This window comes from Streptomyces kaniharaensis (assembly GCF_009569385.1).
GTDB lineage: Bacteria > Actinomycetota > Actinomycetes > Streptomycetales > Streptomycetaceae > Kitasatospora > Kitasatospora kaniharaensis.
This window is the reverse complement of record NZ_WBOF01000001.1, coordinates 3,887,301-3,912,597: the sequence shown is the minus strand read 5'-3', so window position 1 is coordinate 3,912,597 and position 25,297 is coordinate 3,887,301. Positions and strand designations below refer to the sequence as shown.

Genomic DNA, 25,297 nt, shown 5'->3' with positions numbered 1-25,297 from the left:
ACCGTGTCAGGATTCCCTCAACCACCTCAGCGGTTTGACGACAGGAAGCCCAGAACCCCATGAGCGACAGTCACTCCCCTCACGGCTTCGACCTGGTGCGCCGTGGGTACGAGCGCGCCCAGGTCGACGAGCGGATCACCAAGCTGGTGGCCGACCGTGACAGTGCCTTGACCCGGATCAGTGCGCTGGAGAAGCGCATCGAGGAGCTCCACCTGGAAACCCAGACCGCCCAGGCGGCGGTCACCGAGGCGGAGCCCTCGTACGCCGGTCTCGGCGCCCGGGTCGAGAAGATCCTGCGCCTCGCCGAGGAGGAGGCCAAGGACCTGCGCGACGAGGCGCACCGCGCCGCCGAGCAGCACCGCGAGCTGGCCGAGGCCGCCGCGCAGCAGATCCGCACCGAGGCCGAGAACTACGCCAAGGACCGCAAGGCCAAGGCGGAGGACGAGGGCATGCGGATCGTCGACAAGGCGAAGAGCGACAGCGCCCAGCTGCGCGCCGAGGCCAACAAGGACGCCCAGAACAAGCGCGAGGAGGCGGACGCCCTCTTCGAGGACACCCGCACCAAGGCCGCCCAGGCCGCGCTGGAGTTCGAGACCAACCTGGCCAAGCGCCGCGAGCAGTCCGAGCGCGACCTGGCGGCCCGTCAGGCCAAGGCGGAGAAGCGCCTCGCCGAGATCGAGCACCGGGCCGAGCAGCTGCGCCTGGAGGCCGAGAAGCTGCGCACCGACGCCGAGCGCCGCGCCCGCCAGACCGTCGAGACGGCCCAGCGCCAGTCCGAGGACATCGTGGCGGACGCCAACGCCAAGGCGGACCGCATCCGCAGCGAATCCGAGCGCGAGCTGGCGGCGCTGACCAACCGCCGCGACAGCATCAACGCCCAGCTGACCAACGTCCGCGAGATGCTGGCGACGCTGACCGGCGCGGCCGTGGCCGCCGCCTCGCTGCCGAACGACGACACCATGGGCGTGCCCGCCCAGCAGTCGCGCTGACGCCGCCTCACGTCAGGCCCTCACCCGACCGGGTGAGGGCCTGACGCGTTTCACCCCTCATCATCTCGGATGGATCCGTATCACCTCGGGTACGCCCCGTCGGGCCGCTGGTACCCGCTGCTGAGCTGGTTGCCCTCGTCGTCCGAGACCGTGCCGAACCACGAGGTGCACCAGACGGAGACGGAATCCGGCCAGTACTGCACCTCGAACGGGTGGCCGGACCCGTGGTCGCCGTAGGAGGTGACGATGAAGGTCTCCCCCGGGCGCATCCAGTAGTCCTCGCCGAGCGGTTCCAGGGTCAGTTCGAGCAGCCCCTCGCCGCGGTTGGTCACGGGCATCCGGCCGGTCACCTCCAGGGCGGAGAAGTCCCAGCCGGCCGCGTCGTCCGTCATCCGGCCGCCACCCGGGCGAGCAGCTTGCGGACGGCGGTGTCGAACGCCTCCGGCGCCTCCAGGGCACTCAGGTGTCCCACGCCGGGGATGACGGTCAGTTCGGCGTCCGGTCGCAGCCGGGCCATCAGCTCGGCCTCCTCGACGGCGACCAGGGCGTCCTCGGCGCCCGCGACGATCGCCACCGGCACCCGCAGCCCGGCCAGTACGTCCTGCGCGTCCGGCCGGGCCGCCATGGCCCGCTGCGCCCAGGCGACGGCGGCCGGCGGCGCCGCGGCGACCAGCGCCTGCACCCGCTCCACCAGGTGCTGCGAGTCCGGCCCGAGCTGGCCGGCCGCCACCTGCTCGTCGAGCAGCAGCTGGACGCTGTTCCGGGCGAGGACCGCGGCGGCGATCCGTTCCCGGTTGGTGCGGACGGCGTCGGTGTCGGCGGTGGCCCGGGTGTTGGCCAGCAGCAGGCCGGCCAGCCGGTCCGGGTGGCGGCGGGCGAGGGCCAGCGCCACGTAACCGCCCATGGAGATCCCGCCGACCACCGCGCGCTCGATCCCGGCCGCGTCCAGCAGCAGAGCGAGGTCGTCGGCGACCAGGTCCAGGGAGGGCTCGTCGGTGCCCAGCGCGGTGCCGCCGAAGCCCCGCTGGTCGGGGGCGAGCACCCGGGCCTCGTCCCCGGTCCGGCCGGGCAGCGCGTCCAGTTGGGCGGACCACATCGCGGCGTTCAGCGGGAAGGCGTGCAACAGCAGTAGGGGCGTTCCGGTGCCGCTCTCGCGCACCGACAATGCTGAGGGGGACTGGGTCATGGGCCCACCGTATTCCGGCGCGCCCGGCGGGCCCACTCGGCGGGCCCCGATATCCGCTTTGTCCTAGCCTGACAGCGAGTAAGGGAGCGCGAATGATCGAGTTGCACGACCTGACCAAACGCTACGGCAAGACGCTCGCGGTGGACCGGCTCAGCTTCCGTGTCCCCCAAGGGGTCGTCACCGGCTTCCTCGGCCCCAACGGCGCGGGCAAGTCCACCACGATGCGCATGATCCTCGACCTCGACCGCCCGACCGGTGGCCGGGTCACCATCGACGGCAAGAGATACGGGCAGCTCAGCGAGCCGCTCAAGTACATCGGCGCCCTGCTGGAGGCCAAGGCCGTCCACCCCGGCCGCACCGCCCGCGACCACCTGCTGTGGCTCGCCCAGAGCAACCGCATCCCCGAGCGCCGGGTCGACGAGGTGCTCGCCCTGGTCGGCCTCACCCCGGTCGCCCGCAAGCGGGCCCGCGGCTTCTCGCTCGGCATGGGCCAGCGCCTGGGCATCGCCTCGGCGCTGCTCGGCGACCCGGAGATCGTCATGTTCGACGAGCCGGTCAACGGTCTGGACCCGGAGGGCATCCTCTGGATCCGCACCCTCATGAAGCGGCTCGCCACCGAGGGCCGCACCGTCTTCGTCTCCTCGCACCTGATGAGCGAGATGGCCGTCACCGCCGACCACCTGGTCGTCATCGGCCGCGGCCGGCTGCTCGCCGACATGCCGATGCCCGAGTTCATCAGGCGCAACGCCCGCTCCGCGGTGCGGCTTCGCACCCCGCAGCCCGAGCGCCTGCTCGACGTCCTGGCCGGCGCCGGGATCCGCCACGAGGCCGGGCCGGGCGGCTCCTACGAGGTGGTCGACGGCGACCTCGCCGAACTCGGCGAACTGGCCGCCGCCCACAACCTCGTGCTGCACGAACTCAGCCCCCAGCAGGCCTCGTTGGAGGAGGCGTTCATGCAGATGACTGCCGACTCGGTGGAGTACCACGCCGGGGCCGGGCCGGGCCGGGACGCGGCCGGCGCCCCCGGCCCCTGGGGGGCCGACTGGAAGGCGGGCGGCGCCCGCCGGCCCGCGGCGGCACAGCAGCAGGAGGAGAACTGAGATGGCGTCCTTCCCGGCGATCCTGCGCTCCGAGTGGACGAAGATCCGCAGCGTCCGCTCGACGATCTGGACGCTGGCCCTGACCTTCGTCGTCACGGTCGGCCTCGGCGCGCTGCTGTCCCTGCTCACCAACAACAACTTCACCGAGTTCCGGCGGGGCGAGCGGACCCCGTTCGACGCCACCGGCACCGCCTTCGCCGGCATCCGGCTCGGCGAGCTCGCGATCATCGTCTTCGGCGTGCTGGCGATCGGCAACGAGTACAGCAGCGGGCTGATCCGGGCCAGCCTGGCCGCCGTCCCGCAGCGCGGCACCCTCCTGACCGGCAAGGCCGTCGTGCTCGGCGCCCTGGCCCTCGCGGCCTCCGTGGTCACCGCGTTCACCACGTTCTTCGTCGGCCAGGCGATGCTCGGCTCGCACCGCACCGACATCGGCGAACCGCACGTGCTGCGCGCGGTGTTCGGCGCGGCGCTGTACCTGACGATGCTCTGCCTGTTCTCGGCCGGCGTCACCGCGATGCTGCGCAACCAGACGCTGGCCCTGGGCGTGCTGGTGCCGTTCTTCTTCCTGCTCTCGCCGATCCTCTCGGTGGTGCCGAAGGTCAAGACGCTGGCCCACTACTTCCCGGACTACGCGGGCTCGCGAATGCTGCTCGTGTACGAGGAGCCGAGCCAGCCGTACGGCCCGTGGCCCGGCTTCGCGATCTGCCTCACCTGGACCCTGGCCGCCCTGGTCGGCGGCGCGCTGGTGCTCAAGAACCGTGACGCGTAGGGGCGTTGGCCCCCGGTCCGGGCCTCGGTAGCGCGGACCTCAGTAACGCGGAGCGCCGCGGCCTCGCAGGACGTTGGAGGCCCGGCGCTCCCGCGCTCCCCAGCACGCGCGGTGCCAGTGCCGCCGGTCGTCCACCCCCGCGCCGTGCATCGGCCAGGCCACCACGTGGCCGACCCCGGGCGGGATCTCCTGGTCGCAGCCCGGGCACCGGTAGTACCGCCCGGCCGTCCCGGCGACCGTCTGGACCACCCAGTCGTCGCCCTGGTAGCTCTCGGTGCGGCGCAGCGAACCGCCCAGCGGGGCGGCCGGTTCGGCCTCGCGGTCGGCGGCGCTCTTGATCCGGTTGCGGCGGGGCGACACGGCGGACTACCTCTCTCCGGGCGGCTCGGGACCGCTCCAGCCTACGGCCGGGCGCCACCCTCGGGCCCGCCTCCGCCCCGAGGACGGGCCCCGACGGCACTATCACGACATCGGGGAGCAATTCGGCGTTTCCGCCGAGATCCACCCGATCTCTCCGGAAATTCGTGGTTCGGCGTGCCATTGGCACATGACATCCGATACCCACAAGGGGAACAGGCGGGGCCCGCGAACCCTGCGCGCACCCGAGGAGGCCCCAGGATGACCAAGACCAGCACCCGCGCCGAGACCCGCCGGCCCGTCGGCGTCCGGCCGCCCGCTCCGGGCCCGGCGCCCGGCACGCCACTGACCGCGCCTCAGCGAGCTGCCGTGGTCCCGGCCGGCACGGCACCGGTGCGGGTCGGCGCCTTCCTGCTCTCCGCGCAGTTCCCCGGGCAGAGCCACGGCGAGGCGCTGGACCGTACGGTGCGGGCCGCCGTCGAGGCCGAGCGGGCCGGGCTGGACGCCGTCTGGCTGGCCGAGCACCACTTCGTCCCGTACGGGGTCTGCCCGAACGCGGCCACGCTCGCGGCGCTGCTCCTCGGCCGGACCCGCCGGATCGGCGTCGGCACCGCGGTCAGCGTGCTCTCCACCAACCACCCGGTGGCGCTCGGCGAGCAGGCCGCGCTGCTGCACCTCACCTCCGGCGGGCGCTTCACGCTCGGGGTGGGCCGCGGCGGCCCCTGGATCGACCTGGACGTGTTCGGCAGCGGCGTGGACGCCTTCGAGAACGGCTTCCCGGAACGGCTGGACCTGCTGCTGCGCTGGCTGCGCGGCACCCGCGTCGGCGCGGACGGGCCACAGTTCAGCTTCCCCGAGGTGGCCGTGGTCCCCCAGGCCACCGAGCCGGCCCGCCGGCCCGAGCTGGCCGCCTGGCTGGGCCTGGGCGAGAAGAGCGGGCTGCCGCGGTTCCCGCGTCAGCGCCAGGACGTCGACGGCCTCGGGGAGGAACCGGTTTCCGGCGGCCGCCCGTCGGCGGGCCCGCCGGTGGTCGTCGCGTGCACCTCGCCGGGCGGGGTCAGGCTCGCCGCCGAACGCGGCCTGCCGATGCTGCTCGGCATGCACTCGGGCGACGACGACAAGGCGCACATGCTGGAGCTGTACCGGAGCGCCTGGCTGGCCGCCGGGCGCAGCGAGGAGCAGCTCCACCGGGTCTCGGGGCAGCACGTCGCGGCCGGCGTGGCCCAGGTCGACGACCGCACCTCGGCGGCCCGCGCCACCCTGCTGCGGGCGATGCCCGACTGGTTCGAGTACGGGCTCGGCGCGCACCGGACGGTGGACGGCCGGGCGCGTTCGATGCGCGACCCGCGTCAGTACACCGAACTCCTCTGCGACCTGCACGCGGTGGGCACGCCCCGGGCATGCGCCGACCGGCTGCTGGCCACCGCCGAACGGACCGGCATCCGCCGCTTCGCGCTGCTCGCCGAGGGCAGCGGCAACCGCGAAGCGACCCTGCACAACATCGCCCGGCTCGGCTCCGAGGTGCTCCCGCAGCTGAGCTGATCGTGCCCGGGCCGCCCCTCCCCCCGCACCGGGAGATGGACGGCTCGGCGACGGTCCGGGCCCGCCGGTCAGCAGTCCCGGAACTCCGGGGACTGGTTGAGCAGCTGCGCCCGGACGGAGGTGAAGCGCTCGTACCGCGCCTCGTTCTTGTCGGACGGCAGGAACACCGCCACCCGGTGGCAGTTCTGGAACGCCAGCCGGACGCCGAAGTGCCGCTGCAGGGCACCCCGGATCGCGTCGCTGGCCAGCGCGCGCAGGAGCTGGCCGCGGGCCTGCTCGCTGGGCGGGGGTACCTGGTTGTCGGCGAAGTCGGTGCCGTCGACCTTGGTCTGTGCGACCAGGGAGCTGATCAGCTCCCAGGCGTACGGCAGGGAGACGCGGACGCAGTCGACGAATTCCCGCTCGTCGACCTCGCCCCGCTCGGCCTTCTCGAGCAGGGCCGGTGAGACGTCGAGCGACATGGATTCTCCTCTCGCGGTCCACCCGCGCGGCGCCCGGGTGGTCATGCGTAGTCCAAGCTCAGAATGAGGGTGGGTGAAAATCGCGCGTGATGTCCGGAACACCGGTGTGCGGCTGTTTCCGGCACCGTACGGAGGCGGGAGCGCCACCGGACGTGACGTCGTGGGCACTCACCGCTCGGAACAGCGTGGCAGCCGACGGCGGGCCAGGCAGGTCATTCCTCTGGATTGCTCCGGGAATACGCCTGTTCGCAACAGATTGGCCTGATCCCGTCGGATCGTTCACCTGAAGTCTCCGTCCCCGTTGACAGCTCCCCCCGCAAGCATGCAGTCACACACCGTAGCGACCCATGGGCATGACCGCCAGAGCGCACATCGCGGTCACGAAATCGCCGAACCTCCATGTTCGCGGGGTTCGCGGTTTCTTCACCCGATCGTCGCGGAATCGCATCAACTGGCCCCGGTGGGCTAGCGTGGTCGACCGTGCGTCTCGTAATTGCCCGCTGCTCAGTCGACTATGCCGGTCGGCTCTCCGCCCATCTGCCCTCCGCCACCAGGCTCATCCTGGTCAAGGCCGACGGCAGCGTCAGCATCCACGCCGACGACCGCGCCTACAAGCCGCTCAACTGGATGTCCCCGCCGTGCGCCCTCAAGGAGGCCGACGGGGTCTGGACGGTGGAGAACAAGGCCGGCGAGAAGCTCATCATCACACTGGAGGAGGTGCTGCACGACTCCTCCCACGAGCTCGGGGTGGACCCGGGCCTGATCAAGGACGGCGTCGAGGCGCACCTCCAGGAGCTCCTGGCGGACCGGATGGAGGTGCTCGGCGCCGGCTGGTCGCTGATCCGCCGCGAGTACCCGACCGCGATCGGCCCTGTCGACATCCTGTGCCGCGACTCGGACGGCGCCACGGTCGCCGTCGAGATCAAGCGGCGCGGCGAGATCGACGGCGTCGAGCAGCTCACCCGCTACCTCGAACTCCTCAACCGGGACCCGCTGTTGGCCCCGGTGAAGGGCGTCTTCGCCGCGCAGGAGATCAAGCCCCAGGCCCGCGTGCTGGCCACCGACCGGGGCATCGGCTGCGTGGTGCTGGACTACGACGAGCTGCGCGGCATCGACGACGACAAGCTGAAGCTGTTCTGACGGCTCACGGACCGGGCGGCTTGGCCGTTCCCGAGGACGACGACGTCGCAGTGGCGGACGGCGTCGCGGTGGCGGTGGCAGTCGCCGACGCCGACTGCGTCGGGGTACCACTCGGCCCCGGCCGGGTCGGCTGCGGCGGCTGCGGCTGCTGGGGCCCCGGCTGCGGGGCCGGCGGCTGCGGCTGGCCCGGCGCGGGCTGCGGCGGCTGCGGCTCCTGCGGGGCGTCCGACTCGGTCGCGCCGGGCGAGCGGCTCGGCTTCCTCGTCGCCGACGCCGACGCCGACGCGGACGGCGAGTGCGTCGCACTGCCGCTCGCCGAGGGCGCCGGGCTGGTCCCGTCCGCCGTCGGGCTGCTGCCGGGTGCGTCCGCGCCGCCCGTGGCCGTCGAGGACGCGCCGGGGTGCGGCAGCGGGAGCTGGCCGTTCGGGACGGTTCCGCCGTTGTCGAGCTGACCGTGCGGGTCGTTGGCCTTGTGCTCCCCGGGCCCGGTGACGCTCATCGCCACCGCCGAGCCGAGCACCCCGAGCGTGAGCACGACCGTGGAGGCGAGGAGCACCCGGCGCCGCTTCCCGGTCCCGGACCGCAGGCTCGACGGCACCTTGGCGGCGATCTTGCGGATGACCGGCCCGCGGGCGGCCGACGAGGCGGCCGCGGCGCCCGGCAGTTGGCGGCCGTCCGCGCGCAGCAGGTCGAGCATCCGGCGCGCGGACGCGACCCCGCGCTGCTCGCCGACGGTGGCCCGCAGGGTGAGCGCGGTCTCCAGTTCGGCGATCGCCCGGGACGGCTCCCGGACGCAGATCGCGTAGACGCCCAGCTCGTGGTGGAACCAGGCCTCGTCGGCCTTGGCACCGGTCCGCCGGGCGGCCTCCAGCCCGAGCTGCAGCGCCCGCTCCCAGGCCGCCCAGCGCAGCGACAGCGCCAGCGCCGGCGCGGCGGCCCGGGCCAGCCGGACGACCGCCTCGTGCCGGCCGGCGGTGCGGTCGGCCAGCAGGACGCCGATCACCACCTCCGCCTCGGCCGCGATCTGCGGCAGCGACACCGAGCTGTGCGCCACCCACCAGGCGAAGTGCTGCGCGGCGCCGTCGATGCAGTCGCGGGCCGGCCAGTGCGGGGCGAGGAGTTCGAGCGCGCCGGCGGTGAGCCGGTGGTGGCCGCCGATGGACACCGCGAGCCCGGCGTCGGCGAGTTCGGCGAGCGCGCTCTCGCCCTGGCCGACGTCGATCAGGGCGGGCAGGTGCGGCGCGGTCGGGCACTCGCCGCCGAGCGCCACGGCGAGCCGCAGCACGGCCTGCGCGGGCTCGCTCAGCCCCTCGGCGAGCCGGACCGCGGGCGAGGCCGTCTCGGCGACGGACGGCAGCGGGACGGTCCGGCGCAGCGCGTTCTCCCGGACGGCCGGGTCGGGGTCCTGGACCGGCTCCTTGACGGCGCCGAAGACGTCCCGCCGGTCCTCCTCGGCGGCGACCAGCGCGTCCACCGCGACGTCCCGCTGGCGCAGCAGCGCGGCGGCCTGGACGAAGCGCAGCGGGAGGCCCTCGGACTCGAACCAGAGGTCGACCGCCCAGGCCTTCTCGGCGGCGTCCAGGGGCCGCCCGGCCAGCCGGGCGGCGAGCGCGAGGCAGGCGCCGCGGGAGAGCCCGCCGACCGCGTGGTCCTGGAGCCGGGAGCCGTCGGGCAGCGCCGGGCTGCCGGGCGCGACGGAGATCAGGAAGGCGCAGCCGGGCGCGGCGGCGAGCAGCTCCTCCAGTTCGGCGCCGGCCGGCTCGGCACCGTCGATGACGACGATCGCGGCGACCTCGGCGAGGTGCGCGGCCAGCCGGCCCGGGTCGGGGCGGTAGCCGGGGGCGTGGTGGGTGGCCGCGAAGAGCTCCTGGAGCAGGTCGGCGGCGGTGCGGTGGTGGCCGCAGAGCTGGACGACGCCGCCGGGGGCGAGGTCGGCGGCGGCCTCGGCGACGGCCGACAGCAGGGCGCTGCGGCCGGAGCCTGCCGGGCCGACCAGGCGTATCGAGCGGCGTTCGGTGAGCAGGCCGAGGAGTTCGGCGATGTCGGCCTCGCGGTCGAGCAGCGGCAGGTCGGCGGGCCCGGCGCCGAGGGCGAGCGGTCCGACCGCCCGTTCGACGCCGCCGACCGGTCCGCGGGCGGGCTCGCTGCGCTCGATCCGGCGCGGGCGGGGGCGCCACTCCTCGGGGCAGGGGCGGGCCTCGGAGCCGTCCGGGGCGCCGACGCCGACCAGCAGGCCGCCGCAGACCAGCTCGCCCCCGCGGGTGCGGACGGCCTCCTGCCGGAAGTCACCGGATGGCTGTGCCACGTTCTGCTCCGCATCGTGCTCGGCCGCCGGCGCCCCGCGCCGGCCGGCTGACGTCTCGGTCGCGGCCGCGTGCGGGTTGGGGCACCTCCCGGCTGAAGGCTGGGGGAGGCTGAGCCCGCCTCCGGCGGCCGTGTTCTGACGGGAGACTCTCGCACATCCGGCCCCGCGTGTGCAGCGGGGTCCCGTGTGAAGGTCAGAGGATGAAGCCGTGTGCCTCGGCGACGCCGCCGTCGACGGCGAGGATGCGGTGCAGCTTGGTGGCCACCAGCAGGCGCTGGAGCTGGGCCGGGACCGAGCGCAGCACCAGCCGGCGGCCGATCCGGCCGGCCCGGCGGTGGGTGCCCATGATCACGCCGAGGCCGGTGGCGTCCCAGAACTCCAGCCGGGCGAGGTCGAGCACGAGGTCGCCGAGGCCGGTGTCGACGGCCTGGTGCAGCCGGGCCCGCGCGTCGGCGGCGGTGCGCACGTCGAGGCGGCCCTCGATGGCCAGCGCCGTGTGGTCGCCGGTGATGCGCATGCTCTCCTCCTTCGCCTCGCCGACTGGTTCGGGGTGTCGTTCCGCCCCGGGCCGTGCCGGGTTCGGGGGTGGCGGGGGTGTCGTCCGGGCGGGCCGTGGCCCCGCGCCCGGATCCAGCCGGAATGCCGGGTTCCCCCTCATCTGACAGCGAACCAGTACCGCGGGTTGCCGGTTCCGGTCAGATCTGAAGCAACTTCACTCGTCCGAGGGAATATACGCAGGAACTCTCCACACCTACGCTCGATTACCGCCCAAATCACCCGTCGGCGGCACCCGGCGTGAGGAAACTCACCCGCCCTCGGAGGGACGGGCCGTACGATGCTCCGATCGCACGGCCCGTCCGGTCCTTCGGCTCCGTCGGCTCATTCGCCCCGGCAGGGGGTCACTTGCCCTCGTACGGGTAGAAGCCGCGGCCGCTCTTGCGGCCGAGGTCGCCGGCGGTGACCATGCGGGCCATGATCTCCGGGGCGGCGAACTTCTCGTCCTGGGTCTCGGCGTAGATGTTGCGGGCGGCGTGCAGCAGGATGTCCACGCCGGTCAGGTCGGCGGTCTCCAGCGGGCCCATCGGGTGGCCGAAGCCGAGCCGGCAGGCGGTGTCGATGTCCTCGGCGGTGGCGACGCCCGACTCGTACAGCTTGGCGGCCTCGACGACCAGCGCGGTGATCAGGCGGGTGGTGACGAAGCCGGCGACGTCGCGGTTGACCACCACGACCTCCTTGCCGACGCCCTCGGCGAAGGCGCGGGCGGCGGCCAGCGTCTCGTCGCTGGTCTTGTAGCCGCGGACCAGCTCGACCAGCTTCATCAGCGGCACCGGCGAGAAGAAGTGCACGCCGACGACCGACTCCGGGCGCTGGGTGGCGGCGGCGATCCGGGTGATCGGGATGGCGGAGGTGTTGGAGGCGAGCACCGCGCCGTCCTTGGCGAGCTTGTCGAGCTCCCGGAAGACGCCCTCCTTGACCTCCAGCTTCTCGAACACGGCCTCGACCACGATGTCGGCCTCGGAGACGGCGCCCAGGTCGGTGGTGGTGGTGATCCGGCCGAGCGCGGCCTCGGCGTCCTCGGCGCTCATCCTGCCCTTGGCGACGAACTTCTCGTACGAGGCACGGATGCCCGCGAGGCCGCGCTGCAGCGCCTCCTCGGTGACGTCCCGCAGCACCACCGGGTGGCCCGCCTGCGCGGACACCTGGGCGATGCCGGCGCCCATCAGGCCGGCACCGATCACGGCGATCTGCTTGCTGGACGCATTGCTCATGGCTGGGTCTCCCGATGCCGTCGCCGCCCTGCGGGCGGGCCCTGAAGGCGGCTCAGGGCAGGGGTCTCCGCCACAGCGAGCCGCGTCGCTCAATTGTCCCGCCTCGCTGGCGCTCGGCGGTCGCTTTCGCGAAGCGCGCCACCATGTCGGTTCACTCGCTCCGCTCGCTCTCGGCGGGACTCTAGTGCCCAATCCTCCCTGGCAGTAGCAATCGAGAGTGTGATCTGCAACCGACCTGGTCAGACGATCAGACCGTCATCCCGAGGTCCTGCGCCAGGATCGCCGCCTGCACCCGGCTGCGCAGCCGCAGCTTCGCCAGGATCCGGCTGACGTGCGTCTTGGTCGTCGCCTCCGCCATCTCCAGCCGGGCCGCGATCTCCCCGTTCGACAGCCCGCCCCCGAGGCAGGCGAGCACCTCCCGCTCGCGCGGGGTGAGCCCGGCCACCGCCTCGCGGGTGTCCGGCCCGACCGCCCGGTCCGGCCGGGCGAAGGTGCCGATCAGCCGCCTGGTCACCGAGGGCGCCAGCATGCCGTCCCCGCGCGCCACCGTCCGGATGCCCTCGACCAGGGTGTCCGCCTCCAGGTCCTTGAGCAGGAACCCGGCCGCGCCCGCCCGCAGCGCGCCGTAGACGTACTCGTCCAGGTCGAAGGTGGTCAGGACGAGCACCTGGGCGGCTCCGGCGGCCACCACCTCGCGGGTCGCCGAGACGCCGTCCAGCCGCGGCATCTGCACGTCCATCAGCACGACGTCCGGCCGCAGCTCCAGCGCCAGGCGGACGGCCTCCTCGCCGTCGGCGGCCTGCCCGACCACCTCGACGTCCGGCTCGGCCCGCAGGATCATCACCAGCGCCGCCCGCACCGCCGCCTGGTCCTCGGCCACCAGCACCCGGATCGTCATGCCCGCCCCTCGCTCTTCTGTGCGTGCGGCAGCACCGCGCGCACGCTCCAGCTCCCGTCCCGCGGCCCGGCCTCGAAGCTGCCGCCGAGCAGCCCGGCCCTTTCCGCCATGCCCACCAGTCCGGCCCGCGCGCCGGGCAGTTCACGGCCCGCCCCCGCGCGGTACGGGCTGTCGACGGCGATCCGCAGTTCGGCGGGCCGGAAGTCCAGCCGCAGCGTCACCAGCCCTGGCCCGGAGTGCTTGAGCGCGTTGGTCAGCGACTCCTGCACGATCCGGTAGGCGGCCAGCCCGACCGGCACCGGCACCTCGCCGCGCTCGCCCTGCTCGGTGAGGTCGAAGGCCAGTCCGACGTCCCGGCCGGCCGCCCGTGCCTTGGTCAGCAGGGCGTCCACCGCGGCCAGGTCGGGCGCCGCGTAGGACTCGTCGGCCTCTCCCCCGCCGCTGTCCCGCAGCAGTCCGATCATGCGACGCATTTCGGCCAAACCCTGGACGCTGTTCTCCCGGATCACCGCCAGTGCCTCCACCAGCGGGTCGTCCTCGGCCCGCCGCTGCCGGCGGGCGACGGACTGCGCGCCGGTGGCGTGGATCGCGATCGCCGACAGGTGGTTAGCCACCACGTCGTGCAACTCCCGTGCCATCCTTGCCCGTTCGGCGACGACGGCCTCGCGCCGGTCCATCTCCGAGAGCAGCGCGGTCTGTTCGGCGCGCAGCCGCTCGGTCTCCGCCTCCTGCCGGTGCTTGCGCACCACGTCGCCGGTCCACACCGGCGCGAGGAAGACCAGCGAACTGACCACCGCCACCAGCAGCGCGGACGGCGTTCCCGCATAGATCGCCGTCAGCGTGGACAGCACCAGCACAGTGGCCCCGCCGGTCAGGTGCAGGATGCGCGACATCCGGCGGCTGCCGTAGATCACCGCCGCGTACAGCAGGTCGGTGTACATGATCAGGGTCGCCAGCAGGCTGCCCGCGAACAGGCTCGCCACGAACGCCAGGCCGCCGACCGACACCGCCAGCACCGGCCGGGTCCGCCGGACCGGCTCCAGCGCCGCCATCACCAGCATCGGCGCCAGGACCGCCCACAGCGGCACGTGGTCGGGGCGGTCGTACACCTTGAAGGCGACGAGCACCGCCCCGCCGAGCAGCCCGCAGAGGGCGATCAGCCGGTCCTGCGAGCGCGGGGTGAGGGAAAGTCGGAGCACGCCCACCATCTCACCATCCCGGGAGCATGCCCCGGCTCCGGTGCGCGGAGGAGACGCCTACATCGAAAGATGCAGCCCGGGACGGCACCGGGCGACGACGACACCGGAGCGCGCCCGCGCGAGCCTGGTGACACCGCCGACCGCCCGGGAGCTTCACGTGATCGTCACCCTCGTCGTCGCAGCCGAGATCTCCTTCTGGATCCTGCTCGGCCTCGGCCTCGCCGCCCGCTACCTGCTGCGCTGGCGCCGGACCAGCACCGTGCTGCTGATCGGCCTCCCGGTGGTGGACCTCACGCTCTACGCCCTCACCGTCCTCGACCTGCGCGGCGGCGCCACCGCGAGCTGGACGCACGCTCTCGCCGCGAGCTACGCCGGCTTCTCGATCGGGTACGGGCCCTCGCTGGTCCGCTGGGCCGACCGGCACTTCCTGCACCGCTTCGCCGGCGGTCCGAAGCCCCTGCCCTCCCCCAAGTACGGCCCGGAGCGGACCAGGTACGAGTGGCAGGTCTGCGGCCGGACGGTGGTCTCGGCGGCGATCACGCTGAGCCTGATCACCCTGCTCGTCCCGCTCTCCGCGGGCACCGCCCACTTCGGCACCTTCACGCAGTGGTACCTCAAGCTGGGCATCGCCGCCGTGGTCAACGTGATCGTCGCCGCCTGCTACTCGATCTGGCCCAAGGAGCCGCCGGCCGGCGTCCTCGTCGAGGACGGCCGGGTCGTCGAGAAGGCCGGCCGGGCCTAGCGGTTCTCGCCCGGCACCCAGAGCACGTCGCCGCGCTCCTTGTTGGCCGCCCGGGCAAGGATGAACAGCAGGTCGGAGAGCCGGTTGAGGTACTTGGCGGTCAGCGGGTTGACGGTGTCGCCGTGCATGTCGATCGCCGCCCAGGTTGCGCGCTCGGCCCGCCGCACGACCGTGCAGGCCAGGTGCAGGTAGGCCGCGCCGGGCGTACCGCCGGGCAGGATGAAGCTGCGGAGCTTCTCCAGCTGCTCCAGGTAGTGGTCGCAGTCCCCCTCCAGCCGGTCGATGTACGACTGTAGGACCCGCAGCGGCGGGTAGGCGGGGTTCTCGACCACCGGTGTGGAGAGGTCCGCGCCGACGTCGAACAGGTCGTTCTGGATCCGGGTGAGCACCGCGACGACGTCCTCCGGCAGCGCTCCGGCGGCGATGGCCACCCCGATCGCCGCGTTCGCCTCGTTGGCGTCGGCGTACGCGATCAGCCGCGGATCGGTCTTGGTGGTCCGGCTCATGTCGCCGAGCGCGGTGGTGCCGTCGTCGCCGGTACGGGTGTAGATGCGCGTCAGATTGACCATGCGGCCAGCGTAGCTGGCACGTTAGGCGACGTTAACCCTCTGACCTGGAGGCGCCGCCTCCAGCCAGGCGAGGAACCCGGTGAGCGCGTCCTCGCTCATCGCCAGCTCCAGCGGGTCCCCGTTGTGCAGGCAGCGCAGCACCACCGAGCCGGAGAGCAGCGCCAGTTCCTCCTGGCCCTCCGGGTAGCGCCGGCCGAGCACCTCGATCTCGCGGCGCGGCAGCACCTTGCGTGGGCGGGGGGCGTACGAGAAGACGCGGAACCACTCGATCGAGTCACCGCTGTACCGGCCGATACCAAAAACCCACCCCTTGCCGTCGGTCTGGGGGACCGGGGCCGAGGTGGGTTTGCCGTTCTCGTCGAGGTCGGGCTGCGTCGAGGCGTCGGCGGGCATTTTGAGCCGGTAGCTGCAGTCGAACGTGCCGCCGACCCGCTGGATGAGGCGGCGGCGCACCGCGAACGCCACCAGGCCGATCACACCCAGCGCCACGACCGCCGCACACACCACAAGCGCGAGGACCATGCTCACCTACCTCCTCGCTACCCGCGTTCCCCGTATCGGTCGTATCAAGCGACCGCGTTGACCTACCAACTGAGACGACAGTCCCGGGGTCACGCTCACGCGTCCCCGGGACCGTCGGTCGACCCCGCTAAACCAGGGTCCGGCGCACTCAGGCGTGGGCCTTGAGGCCGCGCGCCGCGAACAGACGCACCTCGGCGCGCCGCTCGGCGTGCGCGTCCAGGTCCGACTTGGCCTTCTCCAGTGCGCGCTCGGCACGCGCGACGTCGATCTCGTCCGCCAGCTCGGCGATCTCCGCGAGCAGAGAAAGCTTGTTGTCGGCGAAGGAGATGAAGCCGCCGTGCACCGCGGCGATCACGGTTCCGCCGTCCACCGTGCGGATGGTGACCGGACCGGTCTCCAGCACGCTCAGCACCGGGGTGTGACCCGGCATGATGCCGGTGTCACCGGAGGCCGTACGGGCGACGACGATGGTGGCCGCACCGGACCACACCTTGCGGTCGGCTGCGACCAGCTCGACGTGCAGCTCAGCCAACGTGGGCTCCTAGGCTCATGCAACCCCCGATTACTCGGGAGTTTCGGTAAGAATAACGGCCCCGCGCCCCCGGCATGAAACCGGCGGCACGGATTTGACCGGAATCACAGCCGATGCGACGCGAGGGGTGGTCCCCAGGCTCGGGGGCCACCCCTCACGGTCACTCAGCTGCTACCGGCCGCGATTACTTCTTCGCCAGCTCGGCGGCGTTCTTCTCGAGGTCCTCGATGCCACCGCACATGAAGAAGGCCTGCTCCGGAACGGCGTCGTACTTGCCGTCCGCGATCGCGTTGAAGGCCTCGATGGTCTCCGACAGCGGCACGGTCGAACCGTCGACACCGGTGAACTGCTTCGCCACGTAGGTGTTCTGCGAGAGGAAGCGCTCGATGCGACGGGCGCGGTGCACCGTGATCTTGTCTTCCTCGGACAGCTCGTCGATACCGAGGATCGCGATGATGTCCTGGAGGTCCTTGTACTTCTGCAGGATCCCCTTGATACGGACGGCCGTGTCGTAGTGGTTCTGCGCGATGTACCGCGGGTCGAGGATGCGGGACGTGGAGTCCAGCGGGTCGACGGCCGGGTAGATGCCCTTCTCCGAGATCGGACGCGACAGAACGGTGGTCGCGTCCAGGTGGGCGAAGGTGGTGGCCGGGGCCGGGTCGGTCAGGTCGTCCGCGGGGACGTAGATCGCCTGCATCGAGGTGATCGAGTGACCGCGGGTCGAGGTGATGCGCTCCTGCAGGAGGCCCATCTCGTCGGCCAGGTTCGGCTGGTAACCCACCGCGGAGGGCATGCGGCCGAGCAGGGTCGACACCTCGGAACCGGCCTGGGTGAACCGGAAGATGTTGTCGATGAAGAGGAGCACGTCCTGCTTCTCGACGTCACGGAAGTACTCCGCCATGGTCAGCGCGGAGAGCGCGACGCGCAGACGGGTGCCCGGCGGCTCGTCCATCTGGCCGAAGACCAGCGCGGTCTTGTCCAGAACGCCCGAGTCCACCATCTCGTGGATGAGGTCGTTGCCCTCACGGGTGCGCTCGCCGACGCCGGCGAACACCGACACACCACCGAAGTTCTCGGCGACGCGGTAGATCATCTCCTGGATGAGAACGGTCTTGCCGACACCGGCACCACCGAACAGACCGATCTTGCCACCGGTGACGTACGGGGTGAGGAGGTCGATGACCTTGATGCCGGTCTCGAACATCTCGGTCTTCGACTCGAGGTCCGCGAAGTTCGGGGCCTTGCGGTGGATCGGCCACCGGACCTCGACCTGCGACTCGAACTCGGCCTTGTCGACGTTCAGCACCTCACCGAGGGCGTTGAACACCTTGCCCTTGGTGATCTGGCCGACCGGGACGGAGATCGCCGAACCGGTGTCGGAGACCTGCGCGCCACGGACCAGGCCGTCGGTCGGCTGCATCGAGATGCCGCGGACCAGGCCGTCGCCGAGGTGCTGGGCGACCTCGAGGGTGAGGGTCTTCTTGCCCGAGCCGTCGGGGTTGTCCACCTCGACGTGCAGGGCGTTGAACATGTCGGGAATAGCGTCGACGGGGAACTCCACGTCGACGACCGGGCCGATGACCCGCGCGACGCGGCCCGTCGCCGTGGTCGGCTCAACAGTGGTGGTCATACTCATTCGCTCCCGCGGCTAGCGTCGGCGAGGGCGTTGGCGCCGCCGACGATCTCGCTGATTTCCTGGGTGATCTCGGCCTGACGGGCCGAGTTGGCAAGCCGCGTGAGCGACTTGATGAGCTCGCCGGCGTTGTCCGTCGCGCTCTTCATCGCGCGCCGACGGGCGGCGTGCTCGGAGGCGGCCGACTGCAGCAGCGCGTTGTAGATCCGGCTCTCGACGTACCGCGGCAGCAGCGCGTCGAGGACGCCCTCCGCCGACGGCTCGAAGTCGTACAGCGGGAAGATCTCGTGCTTCGCCTTCGACTCGTCGCTGAGCTCGACCTCGTCGAGCTTCAGCGGCAGCAGCCGGGCGTCCACCGCGGTCTGCGTCAGCATCGACTCGAACTTCGTCGAGATCAGGTGCAGCTCGTCCACGCCGCCCGTCTCGGCCGTGAAGGCCTCGATCAGGTCGGCCGCCACGAACTTCGCGTCGCCGTAGGTCGGCTTGTCGGAGAAGCCGGTCCACGACTTCTCGACCGCGAGGTCGCGGAAGGTGTAGTACGAGACGCCCTTGCGACCGACGATGTACGTCACCACGTCCTTGCCCTCTTCGCGGAGCTTCGCGCTGAGCGCGAGAGCCTGCTTGATGGCGTTGGTCGAGTAGCCGCCCGCCAGGCCGCGGTCCGCCGTGATCAGCAGGACGGCGGCACGCGAGGCGTTCGGGTTCTCGGTGGTGAGCGGGTGCTTGGCGTTGGACCGGGTGGCCACCGCCGTCACCGCCCGGGTGAGCTCATCGGCGTACGGAGTGGAGGCGGCCACCGCGCGCTGCGCCTTGACGATGCGCGACGCGGAGATCATCTCCATCGCCTTGGTGATCTTCTTCGTCGCGGTGACAGAGCGGATCCGGCGCTTGTAGACCCGAAGCTGTGCTCCCATGGGTCGTTACGTCCTTTCCCTCGCTACCGGACTCAGGCCTGCTCGCCGAGGAGCTTGCCGTCGGCGGTGGTGAAGCCCGGCTTGAAGGCGGCGATCGCGCTGGTGAGGGCGTCGATGGTGCCGTCCTCCAGCTTGCTGGTCTCGACGATGCCGGCCAGCAGGTCCTTGTGCTGCAGGCGCAGGTGGTCGAGGAACTCGCGCTCGAAGCGGCGGATGTCCGCGACCGGGACGTCGTCCAGCTTGCCGGTGGTGCCGGCCCAGATGGAGACGACCTGCTCCTCGACCGGGAACGGCTGGTACTGGCCCTGCTTCAGCAGCTCGACCATGCGCGCACCGCGCTCCAGCTGGGCCTTCGAGGCCGGGTCCAGGTCGGAACCGAAGGCGGCGAACGCCTCCAGCTCGCGGTACTGGGCCAGGTCCAGGCGCAGGCGGCCGGCGACCGACTTCATGGCCTTGATCTGGGCCGAGCCACCGACGCGGGAGACCGAGATACCGACGTTCACGGCCGGGCGGATGCCGGCGTTGAACAGGTCGGACTCCAGGAAGCACTGGCCGTCGGTGATGGAGATGACGTTGGTCGGGATGTACGCCGAGACGTCGTTGGCCTTGGTCTCGATGATCGGCAGACCGGTCATCGAGCCGGCGCCCAGCTCGTCGGAGAGCTTGGCGCAGCGCTCCAGCAGGCGGGAGTGCAGGTAGAAGACGTCACCCGGGTAGGCCTCGCGGCCCGGCGGGCGGCGCAGCAGCAGGGAGACGGAGCGGTAGGCCTCGGCCTGCTTCGACAGGTCGTCGAAGATGATCAGGACGTGCTTGCCGTCGTACATCCACTCCTGGCCGATGGCCGAACCGGTGTACGGGGCGAGGTACTTGAAGCCGGCCGGGTCGGAGGCGGGAGCGGCCACGATGGTGGTGTACTCCAGCGCGCCGGCCTCCTCCAGGGCGCCGCGGACGGACGCGATGGTGGAGCCCTTCTGGCCGACGGCGACGTAGATGCAGCGGACCTGCTTCTTCGGGTCGCCCGAGCGCCAGTTGTCGCGCTGGTTGATGATCGTGTCGATCGCCACGGCGGTCTTGCCGGTCTGGCGGTCACCGATGATCAGCTGACGCTGGCCACGGCCGATCGGGGTCATGGCGTCGATGGCCTTGATGCCGGTCTGCATCGGCTCGTGGACCGACTTGCGGACCATGACGCCGGGGGCCTGCAGCTCCAGGGCGCGGCGGCCGGTGGAGGCGATCTCGCCCAGACCGTCGATCGGGTTGCCCAGCGGGTCCACGACGCGGCCGAGGTAGCCGTCGCCGACCGGAACCGAGAGGACCTCGCCGGTGCGGCGCACGGTCTGGCCCTCTTCGATGCCGCCGAACTCACCGAGGATGACGACACCGATCTCGCGGGTGTCGAGGTTCAGCGCGAGGCCGAGCGTGCCGTCCTCGAACTTCAGCAGCTCGTTCGCCATGACCGAGGGCAGACCCTCGACATGGGCGATGCCGTCCGCCGCGTCAGTGACCGTGCCGACCTCTTCCACAGAAGCGGCGTCCGGCTGGTACGACTGGACAAAGTCGGCCAGCGCGTCCCGGATCTCCTCCGGACGGATCGTAAGCTCCGCCATCAGGCTTCCCTGCTCTCCTAGTTTGCGATCCTCGGCCCGCCATTGAGGGCCGCAAGTATTCGACTCTCGGCCGGGTCTGCCGAACCGGCCGTCCGATGTGCCGGCTCCTGGGGGAGCCGGTTTCCCGACCGAGGGTCGGATGTACTGCTTCGGTGCTCAGCCTTCGAGCGACTGGCGAGCGCCTTCGAGGCGGCTCGACACGGTGCCGTCGATGATCTCGTCGCCGATCTGCACCCGGACACCACCGACGACCTCGGGGTCGACGTCGATGTTCAGGTGGATCTGGCGGCCGTACATCCGGCCCAGAGCACCGGACAGGCGCTCCTTCTGGGTGTCCGACAGCGGCACCGCGGTGGTGACCAGAGCCACCACGCGGCCACGGCGCGCGGCGGCGAGCTTCGAGTAGGACTCCAGGCCCTGCTCCAGGCTACGGCCACGCGGAGCGTTCACGAGGGCCGTGACCAGCCGGACGGTGCCCGCGTTGGCGCGGCCGCCGAGCAGCTTCTTGATCAGCTCCGCCTTGACGACGGCGCCGGCCTTCGGCTCGGTCAGCGCGGCGCGCAGCTCGTGCGAGCCGCTCACCACCCGGCCGAACCGGAACAGCTCGTCCTCGACGTCGTCCAGGACGCCGGCCTTGTCGGCGGCGATGACCTCGGCGTACGCGGCGAGCTGCTCGGTCGCGTCGACCAGGTCGCGCGAGCCGGACCAGCGCGAGCGGACCAGGCCGGACACCAGGTCCACGGTCTCGCCGGAGACCTGGCCGGTCAGCAGCGAGGAGACCAGCTGGGCCTTGTCCTGGCCCGACCGGGACGGGTCGGTCAGGACGCGGCGCAGCGACACCTCACGGTCCAGCAGGGCCGTGACGGCGGTGAGCTCCTCGGCGAGCTTGACCGCGTCCACCGAGGTGGAGTCGGTCAGGCTCTCCAGGTTCTGCCGCCCGGCGGCGAGGGCCTCGCGGCTCGCGCCGATCACTTGGCCGCACCCTGAGCAACGGCGGCCTTGGCCTCCAGCTCGTCCAGGAAGCGGTCGATCACGCCGCTCTGCCGAGCGTGGTCCTCCAGGGACTCACCCACGATGCGGGAGGCCAGCTGGGAGGCCAGCGAACCCACGTCCTGGCGCAGGGCGGCAGTCGCCTGCTTCTTGTCGGCCTCGATCTGGGCGTGGCCGGCCGCGACGATGGCCTCGCGCTGACGCTGGCCCTCCTCGCGCATCTCGGCGAGCTGGGCGGCACCCTGCTCGCGAGCCTGCTCGACGATGCGGGCAGCCTCGTGACGGGCCTCGCTGAGCTCGGCGCGGTACTGCTCGAGCAGGGCCTGGGCCTCAGCCTGAGCCGCCTCGGCGCGCTCCATGCCGCCCTCGATGGCGTCCCGGCGCTCCGACAGCACCTTCTCGATGCTGGGGAGGAGCTTCTTGCCGAGCAGACCGAAGACGATGAAGAAGCAGAGCAGGCCGATGATCACCTCGGGCCACGCGGGGAGGAGAGGGTTCATCTTCTCCTCGGCCGCGAACTGAAGCGCGGTGGTGTTCATGTCTGGACCTTCCTCAGAAAGGGTCTACCGGCGGGATTACTTGTTGCCGAAGACGAACGGCATGACGATGCCGATGAGGGCGAGCGCCTCGGTCAGCGCGAAGCCGATGAACATGTTGGAACGGATGAGACCGGCAGCCTCGGGCTGGCGGGCCATGGCCTGGACACCGTTACCGAAGATCAGACCGACGCCGATGCCGGGGCCGATGGCGGCGAGGCCGTAGCCGATGGAGGCGACGGAACCGTAGACGTTGCCCTCAGCGAGCATGCTCATTGCGATTGTCCTTTGAAGGGGTGGTGAACCGGTGGTGATTGGCCACCGGGCGATCCGGGAGGTGGTTCACGGGAGGCCAGGGCCTCGGGCTCAGTGCGCCTCTTCCAGGGCACCGGCGATGTAGCTGCTGGCCAGCATCACGAAGATGTAGGCCTGCAGGAACTGGACCAGCAGCTCGAAGGCGGTCAGCGCGACGGCGACGACGAACGAGGCCGAGCCGTAGAGCGCGCCCAGGGTCGGGCTGAGCAGGTACCAGGAGGCGATGGAGAACATCACGATCAGCAGGTGGCCGGCGAACATGTTCGCGAAGGCTCGGACCGCGAGCGTGAAGGGGCGCACGAAGATGTTCGAGAAGAACTCGATCGGCACCAGGATGAACATGACCCAGCCGGGGATGCCCGACGGCCAGCAGAGGTTCTTCAGACCGCCGACGAAGCCGTGCTTCTTGAAGGTCAGCCCCATGTAGGTGATCCACACGACGCCGGCGAGGCCGGCCGGGAACGCGATCGCGGCCGTCACCGGGAACTGGGCGAACGGGATGATCGACATGATGTTCATCAGCCAGATGAAGAAGAACATCGAGACCAGCATCGGGACGTACTTCTCGCCCTTCTTGCCGATCGTCTCCAGCACGATGGAGCGCTTGACGAAGTCGTAGCCGATCTCGGCGACGAGCTGCATCTTGCCGGGGACCAGGCGCGGCTTGGCGAAGGCGGCCCAGAAGAAGACGACGACAAGCACTGCGACGATCATCGACAGCAGCATCGGCTTGTTGAAGTAGAAGCTGCCGATCGTGAAGATCGGCTTGAAGTCGAACTCGTTCAGACCCGGCGCCGGGAAGCCGCAGCCAGCGTCCCCGAAGTGGCAACTGCCTGAGGCGAGGAACGTGAGCTGATCAGCACTCACCACGGACTCCTTCGTCGTGACGCATGGTTACGGCAACCTCGGTGTGTCGGCGTGGCCTGCGACCACGGAGCGGCACTGGAACTTGATGGGTTTCTCGCGGACCCCGCGTGACGGTGCGCTGCACGACTGCGGGATCATCGAAGACTGCGCGGATCCGGGGGGCGATCCGTCCGCTGTCCGGACAGACCTGGCCTCTTCCCGTACTCCGTTGTTGCGACGGACGATAGCAGCCCGTCAGTGCGGCATAAACACCGCCCCCCTCGTTGGGGGACGGTTGGACGTCGTCACTGTTGACGCCCCGAGTCCGAGGGTTTGTCGCCCTTGTTTTCGGAGGCGTCGGGGTCGACGTAGAAGGTCTTGGCCTTGAGCGCGCCGCGCACCTGGAAGCCCGTCCAGATCAGCGCGCAGCCCAGCAGGGTGAAGGCGAACGCCTGCCGGTTGAACAGTTCGGTGTTCTTGAAGACCGCGAGGACGATGCCGACCAGCAGGATCTGCGTGGTGTACACCAGCAGTGCCGCGGCCATCATGATGTGCGGATTCGACCTGGTCAGCCGGTCGAGCGCGACCTGGCCCGAGCTGAAGAAGGCCATCACGAGCAGCGCGCCGATGAGGGCGCCGAGCAGCCCCTTCCCACCGGCGACGGCGAAGGAGATCGCCATGGCGATGATCCCGGCGGCCGCAGTGGGAATCGCGGCGCCTCGGAGGATCCGGGCGTCGGTGGACGGCATGTCGGCAGCTCCGGCGGCATGTCGATGTGGCAAGGAACAGGGGTACGCGACGTACGTGGTGGGTGACACCGGACCGAGGGGCCGCCGCCGGGCCGCCCGCTGGAGCGGCGGGCCCGTCGAGGGAGACCGACCGAGGACGGAGGTCCTCCACCTGTCAGGTCTTTCGGCGTGTTCTCGGTACTCGTGAACGGTATCACAAACTATTTGATGAGAGCTTTACCATGATTGTGTGGCACCTGTCACACCGACGGCCCAACGGTGCCGCCGTACGGGTGAACGGGCTTGAGGTCCCGTCAACTCCCTTGCTACCGGCGGCGGCTGGCGTGACCGTGATCGTCGAGCGTCGAGGAGTCACGGCTGGCTTCACCCAGAAGTTGCTTGTCCTTCGCCGACAGTTCAGCCATCGGGGCCGAGGGCTGGCGCCGGCGGTACCGCGGCGGGACGAAGGACTGCACGGCCCGCGGGGCGCGCGGGCGGAACCGCGGGGTGAGCAGCACCACCAGGCCGACCAGGCAGAGCCCGACCAGCGTCAGCACCACCGTGCGGCCGGTGTTGGTGACCGAGAAGGCCACCGTGCCGAAGGCGATCAGCGCGGCCCAGAAGTACATGATCAGCACAGCGCGGCTGTGCGAGTGTCCGACCTGGAGCAGCCGGTGGTGCAGGTGGCGCTTGTCCGCGGCGAACGGCGACTGGCCGGCCCAGGTGCGGCGGACCACGGCGAGCAGCAGGTCGGCCAGCGGCAGCGCGATGACCGTCAGGGGCAGCAGCAGCGGGATGTAGATCGGCACCAACTCGTGCACCGTGGCGGTCTGCGAACCGGTCTCGCTGGTGACCAGGTCGGGGTCGACCCGGCCGGTGATGGAGATCGCGGCGACGGCCAGCATGAGGCCCAGCATCATCGAGCCGGAGTCGCCCATGAAGATCCGCGCCGGGTGCATGTTGTGTGCCAGGAAGCCCAGGCACATGCCGATGAGCAGCACGCTGAACAGCACGGCGGGCGCCGCGTCGGTGATCGTGTAGCCGTACCAGAGCCGGTAGGAGTACAGGAAGAAGGCCATCGCGGCGATGCAGACCATGCCGCCCGCGAGGCCGTCGAGGCCGTCGATGAAGTTCACCGCGTTGACCATGACGACGACCAGGGTGACCGAGATGACCATGCCCTGGGTGGGGCTGACCGCGACCGCGCCGACACCGGGCACCGGCAGGGTGATCACCGTGACGCCCTGCCACACCATCACACCGGCGGCGATCATCTGGCCGCCGAGCTTCACCAGGGCGTCCACGCCCCACTTGTCGTCGAGCACGCCGAGCAGCCACATGATCCCGGCGCCGGACAGCAGCGCGCGGATGTCGGTGCCCTGGGAGAACACCTTGCTCAGGTTGTCCAGCTGCGAGGCGACCAGGATGCCCGCGCACAGCCCGCCGAACATGGCGATGCCGCCGAGGCGCGGGGTGGGCTCGCGGTGCACGTCACGGGCGCGGACCGGCGGCATGGCGCCCGCCGCGATCGCGAACTTCCGGACCGGGCCGGTCAGCAGGTAGGTGACGGCCGCGGTGCAGAACAGAACCAGCAGATACTCACGCACCACTGGCCTCCTGCATCACTGTCCAACGGGAGGGTACCGGA

Annotated in this window: 27 protein-coding genes; 6 read left to right on the top strand and 21 right to left on the bottom strand. The window is 71.2% G+C overall.

Features of this window, described 5'->3' with window-relative positions:
- Window positions 1-59: 59 nt before the first annotated feature.
- Entirely contained in the window at window positions 60-989 is a 930-nt protein-coding gene (locus F7Q99_RS17700; protein WP_153462666.1) for a coiled-coil domain-containing protein, read from the top strand.
- A gap of 80 nt (window positions 990-1,069) precedes the next feature.
- Here the strand turns inward: F7Q99_RS17700 and F7Q99_RS17695 are convergent, their stop codons facing one another.
- Both F7Q99_RS17695 and F7Q99_RS17690 read right to left on the bottom strand, forming a co-directional pair.
- A complete protein-coding gene (locus tag F7Q99_RS17695; protein WP_153462664.1) occupies window positions 1,070-1,381 on the bottom strand; it encodes a hypothetical protein in 312 nt (103 codons plus the stop codon).
- On the bottom strand, window positions 1,378-2,175 hold the full coding sequence (locus F7Q99_RS17690; protein WP_153462662.1) for an alpha/beta fold hydrolase: 798 nt from the start codon (window positions 2,173-2,175) through the stop codon (window positions 1,378-1,380). Before F7Q99_RS17690 ends, F7Q99_RS17695 begins: the two co-directional genes overlap by 4 nt.
- A 92-nt stretch (window positions 2,176-2,267) precedes the next feature.
- Between F7Q99_RS17690 and F7Q99_RS17685 the strand changes: the two genes are divergently transcribed.
- Window positions 2,268-3,275: an ABC transporter ATP-binding protein gene (locus tag F7Q99_RS17685; protein ID WP_153462660.1), complete on the top strand. Its 1,008-nt coding sequence runs from the start codon at window positions 2,268-2,270 to the stop codon at window positions 3,273-3,275.
- Window position 3,276: 1 nt separating this feature from the next.
- On the top strand, window positions 3,277-4,044 hold the full coding sequence (locus F7Q99_RS17680) for an ABC transporter permease subunit (protein ID WP_153462658.1): 768 nt from the start codon (window positions 3,277-3,279) through the stop codon (window positions 4,042-4,044).
- Between the two features lie 39 nt (window positions 4,045-4,083).
- Here F7Q99_RS17680 and F7Q99_RS17675 read toward each other — a convergent pair whose 3' ends face one another.
- Window positions 4,084-4,404: an ATP/GTP-binding protein gene (locus F7Q99_RS17675; protein ID WP_326846792.1), complete on the bottom strand. Its 321-nt coding sequence runs from the start codon at window positions 4,402-4,404 to the stop codon at window positions 4,084-4,086.
- Window positions 4,405-4,794: 390 nt separating this feature from the next.
- Between F7Q99_RS17675 and F7Q99_RS17670 the strand changes: the two genes are divergently transcribed.
- Window positions 4,795-5,943, top strand: a complete 1,149-nt coding sequence (locus F7Q99_RS17670; protein ID WP_326847220.1) for an LLM class flavin-dependent oxidoreductase — start codon at window positions 4,795-4,797, stop codon at window positions 5,941-5,943.
- A 68-nt stretch (window positions 5,944-6,011) separates the two neighbouring features.
- On the opposite strand, the gene F7Q99_RS17665 is transcribed toward F7Q99_RS17670, so the two are convergent.
- On the bottom strand, window positions 6,012-6,404 hold the full coding sequence (locus tag F7Q99_RS17665) for an SCO5389 family protein (protein WP_153462654.1): 393 nt from the start codon (window positions 6,402-6,404) through the stop codon (window positions 6,012-6,014).
- Window positions 6,405-6,884: 480 nt separating this feature from the next.
- On the opposite strand from F7Q99_RS17665, the gene nucS reads away from it, so the two are divergent.
- On the top strand, window positions 6,885-7,544 hold the full coding sequence (gene nucS / locus F7Q99_RS17660) for an endonuclease NucS (RefSeq protein WP_030057515.1): 660 nt from the start codon (window positions 6,885-6,887) through the stop codon (window positions 7,542-7,544).
- Window positions 7,545-7,548: 4 nt separating this feature from the next.
- Here nucS and F7Q99_RS17655 read toward each other — a convergent pair whose 3' ends face one another.
- The 5 genes from F7Q99_RS17655 to F7Q99_RS17635 all read right to left on the bottom strand — a co-directional run bounded on the left by F7Q99_RS17655 (window position 7,549) and on the right by F7Q99_RS17635 (window position 13,724).
- Window positions 7,549-9,849, bottom strand: coding sequence for an ATP-binding protein (locus tag F7Q99_RS17655; protein WP_153462650.1), 2,301 nt, complete (start codon window positions 9,847-9,849; stop codon window positions 7,549-7,551).
- 193 nt (window positions 9,850-10,042) lie between these two features.
- Window positions 10,043-10,366 (bottom strand): STAS domain-containing protein, encoded by a 324-nt coding sequence (locus F7Q99_RS17650; protein ID WP_153462648.1) that lies wholly within the window; start codon window positions 10,364-10,366, stop codon window positions 10,043-10,045.
- 382 nt (window positions 10,367-10,748) lie between these two features.
- Window positions 10,749-11,618 (bottom strand): 3-hydroxyacyl-CoA dehydrogenase family protein, encoded by an 870-nt coding sequence (locus tag F7Q99_RS17645; protein ID WP_153462646.1) that lies wholly within the window; start codon window positions 11,616-11,618, stop codon window positions 10,749-10,751.
- Window positions 11,619-11,865: 247 nt separating this feature from the next.
- Entirely contained in the window at window positions 11,866-12,516 is a 651-nt protein-coding gene (locus F7Q99_RS17640; protein WP_153462644.1) for a response regulator, read from the bottom strand.
- Window positions 12,513-13,724, bottom strand: coding sequence for a sensor histidine kinase (locus F7Q99_RS17635; RefSeq protein WP_153462642.1), 1,212 nt, complete (start codon window positions 13,722-13,724; stop codon window positions 12,513-12,515). The genes F7Q99_RS17640 and F7Q99_RS17635 overlap by 4 nt, the downstream gene beginning before the upstream one ends.
- 148 nt (window positions 13,725-13,872) lie before the next feature.
- Here F7Q99_RS17635 and F7Q99_RS17630 point away from each other — a divergent pair, with 148 nt between their 5' ends.
- Window positions 13,873-14,457: a hypothetical protein gene (locus F7Q99_RS17630; protein WP_326846790.1), complete on the top strand. Its 585-nt coding sequence runs from the start codon at window positions 13,873-13,875 to the stop codon at window positions 14,455-14,457.
- Here the strand turns inward: F7Q99_RS17630 and F7Q99_RS17625 are convergent.
- The 12 genes from F7Q99_RS17625 to F7Q99_RS17570 form a co-directional block, all read right to left on the bottom strand.
- Window positions 14,454-15,026 (bottom strand): cob(I)yrinic acid a,c-diamide adenosyltransferase, encoded by a 573-nt coding sequence (locus F7Q99_RS17625; RefSeq protein WP_153462640.1) that lies wholly within the window; start codon window positions 15,024-15,026, stop codon window positions 14,454-14,456. The genes F7Q99_RS17630 and F7Q99_RS17625 overlap by 4 nt on opposite strands.
- Window positions 15,027-15,047: 21 nt before the next feature.
- On the bottom strand, window positions 15,048-15,548 hold the full coding sequence (locus tag F7Q99_RS17620; RefSeq protein ID WP_153462638.1) for a DUF2550 domain-containing protein: 501 nt from the start codon (window positions 15,546-15,548) through the stop codon (window positions 15,048-15,050).
- Between the two features lie 148 nt (window positions 15,549-15,696).
- Window positions 15,697-16,080 carry a F0F1 ATP synthase subunit epsilon gene (locus F7Q99_RS17615; RefSeq protein ID WP_153462636.1) on the bottom strand — a complete coding sequence of 128 codons (384 nt, stop codon included), beginning with the start codon at window positions 16,078-16,080 and terminating at the stop codon, window positions 15,697-15,699.
- Between the two features lie 184 nt (window positions 16,081-16,264).
- A complete protein-coding gene (gene atpD, locus F7Q99_RS17610; RefSeq protein WP_153462634.1) occupies window positions 16,265-17,710 on the bottom strand; it encodes a F0F1 ATP synthase subunit beta in 1,446 nt (481 codons plus the stop codon).
- Window positions 17,711-17,712: 2 nt separating this feature from the next.
- Window positions 17,713-18,627, bottom strand: coding sequence for a F0F1 ATP synthase subunit gamma (locus F7Q99_RS17605; RefSeq protein ID WP_153462632.1), 915 nt, complete (start codon window positions 18,625-18,627; stop codon window positions 17,713-17,715).
- A gap of 32 nt (window positions 18,628-18,659) precedes the next feature.
- Complete coding sequence (gene atpA, locus F7Q99_RS17600) at window positions 18,660-20,234, bottom strand: F0F1 ATP synthase subunit alpha (RefSeq protein WP_153462630.1); 1,575 nt, start codon at window positions 20,232-20,234, stop codon at window positions 18,660-18,662.
- Between the two features lie 156 nt (window positions 20,235-20,390).
- Window positions 20,391-21,206, bottom strand: a complete 816-nt coding sequence (locus tag F7Q99_RS17595; RefSeq protein ID WP_326846789.1) for a F0F1 ATP synthase subunit delta — start codon at window positions 21,204-21,206, stop codon at window positions 20,391-20,393.
- Entirely contained in the window at window positions 21,203-21,763 is a 561-nt protein-coding gene (locus F7Q99_RS17590; protein WP_153462628.1) for a F0F1 ATP synthase subunit B, read from the bottom strand. Before F7Q99_RS17590 ends, F7Q99_RS17595 begins: the two co-directional genes overlap by 4 nt.
- A gap of 36 nt (window positions 21,764-21,799) precedes the next feature.
- A complete protein-coding gene (gene atpE / locus F7Q99_RS17585) occupies window positions 21,800-22,036 on the bottom strand; it encodes an ATP synthase F0 subunit C (protein WP_153462626.1) in 237 nt (78 codons plus the stop codon).
- A 90-nt stretch (window positions 22,037-22,126) separates the two neighbouring features.
- Window positions 22,127-22,942, bottom strand: a complete 816-nt coding sequence (gene atpB, locus F7Q99_RS17580; RefSeq protein ID WP_326846788.1) for a F0F1 ATP synthase subunit A — start codon at window positions 22,940-22,942, stop codon at window positions 22,127-22,129.
- Window positions 22,943-23,226: 284 nt separating this feature from the next.
- Window positions 23,227-23,670 carry a hypothetical protein gene (locus F7Q99_RS17575; protein WP_153462625.1) on the bottom strand — a complete coding sequence of 148 codons (444 nt, stop codon included), beginning with the start codon at window positions 23,668-23,670 and terminating at the stop codon, window positions 23,227-23,229.
- Window positions 23,671-23,975: 305 nt separating this feature from the next.
- The gene (locus tag F7Q99_RS17570) at window positions 23,976-25,256 is read right to left on the bottom strand and encodes an MraY family glycosyltransferase (protein WP_326846787.1); all 1,281 of its coding nucleotides are present in this window, start codon (window positions 25,254-25,256) and stop codon (window positions 23,976-23,978) included.
- Between the last annotated feature and the right edge of the window lie 41 nt (window positions 25,257-25,297).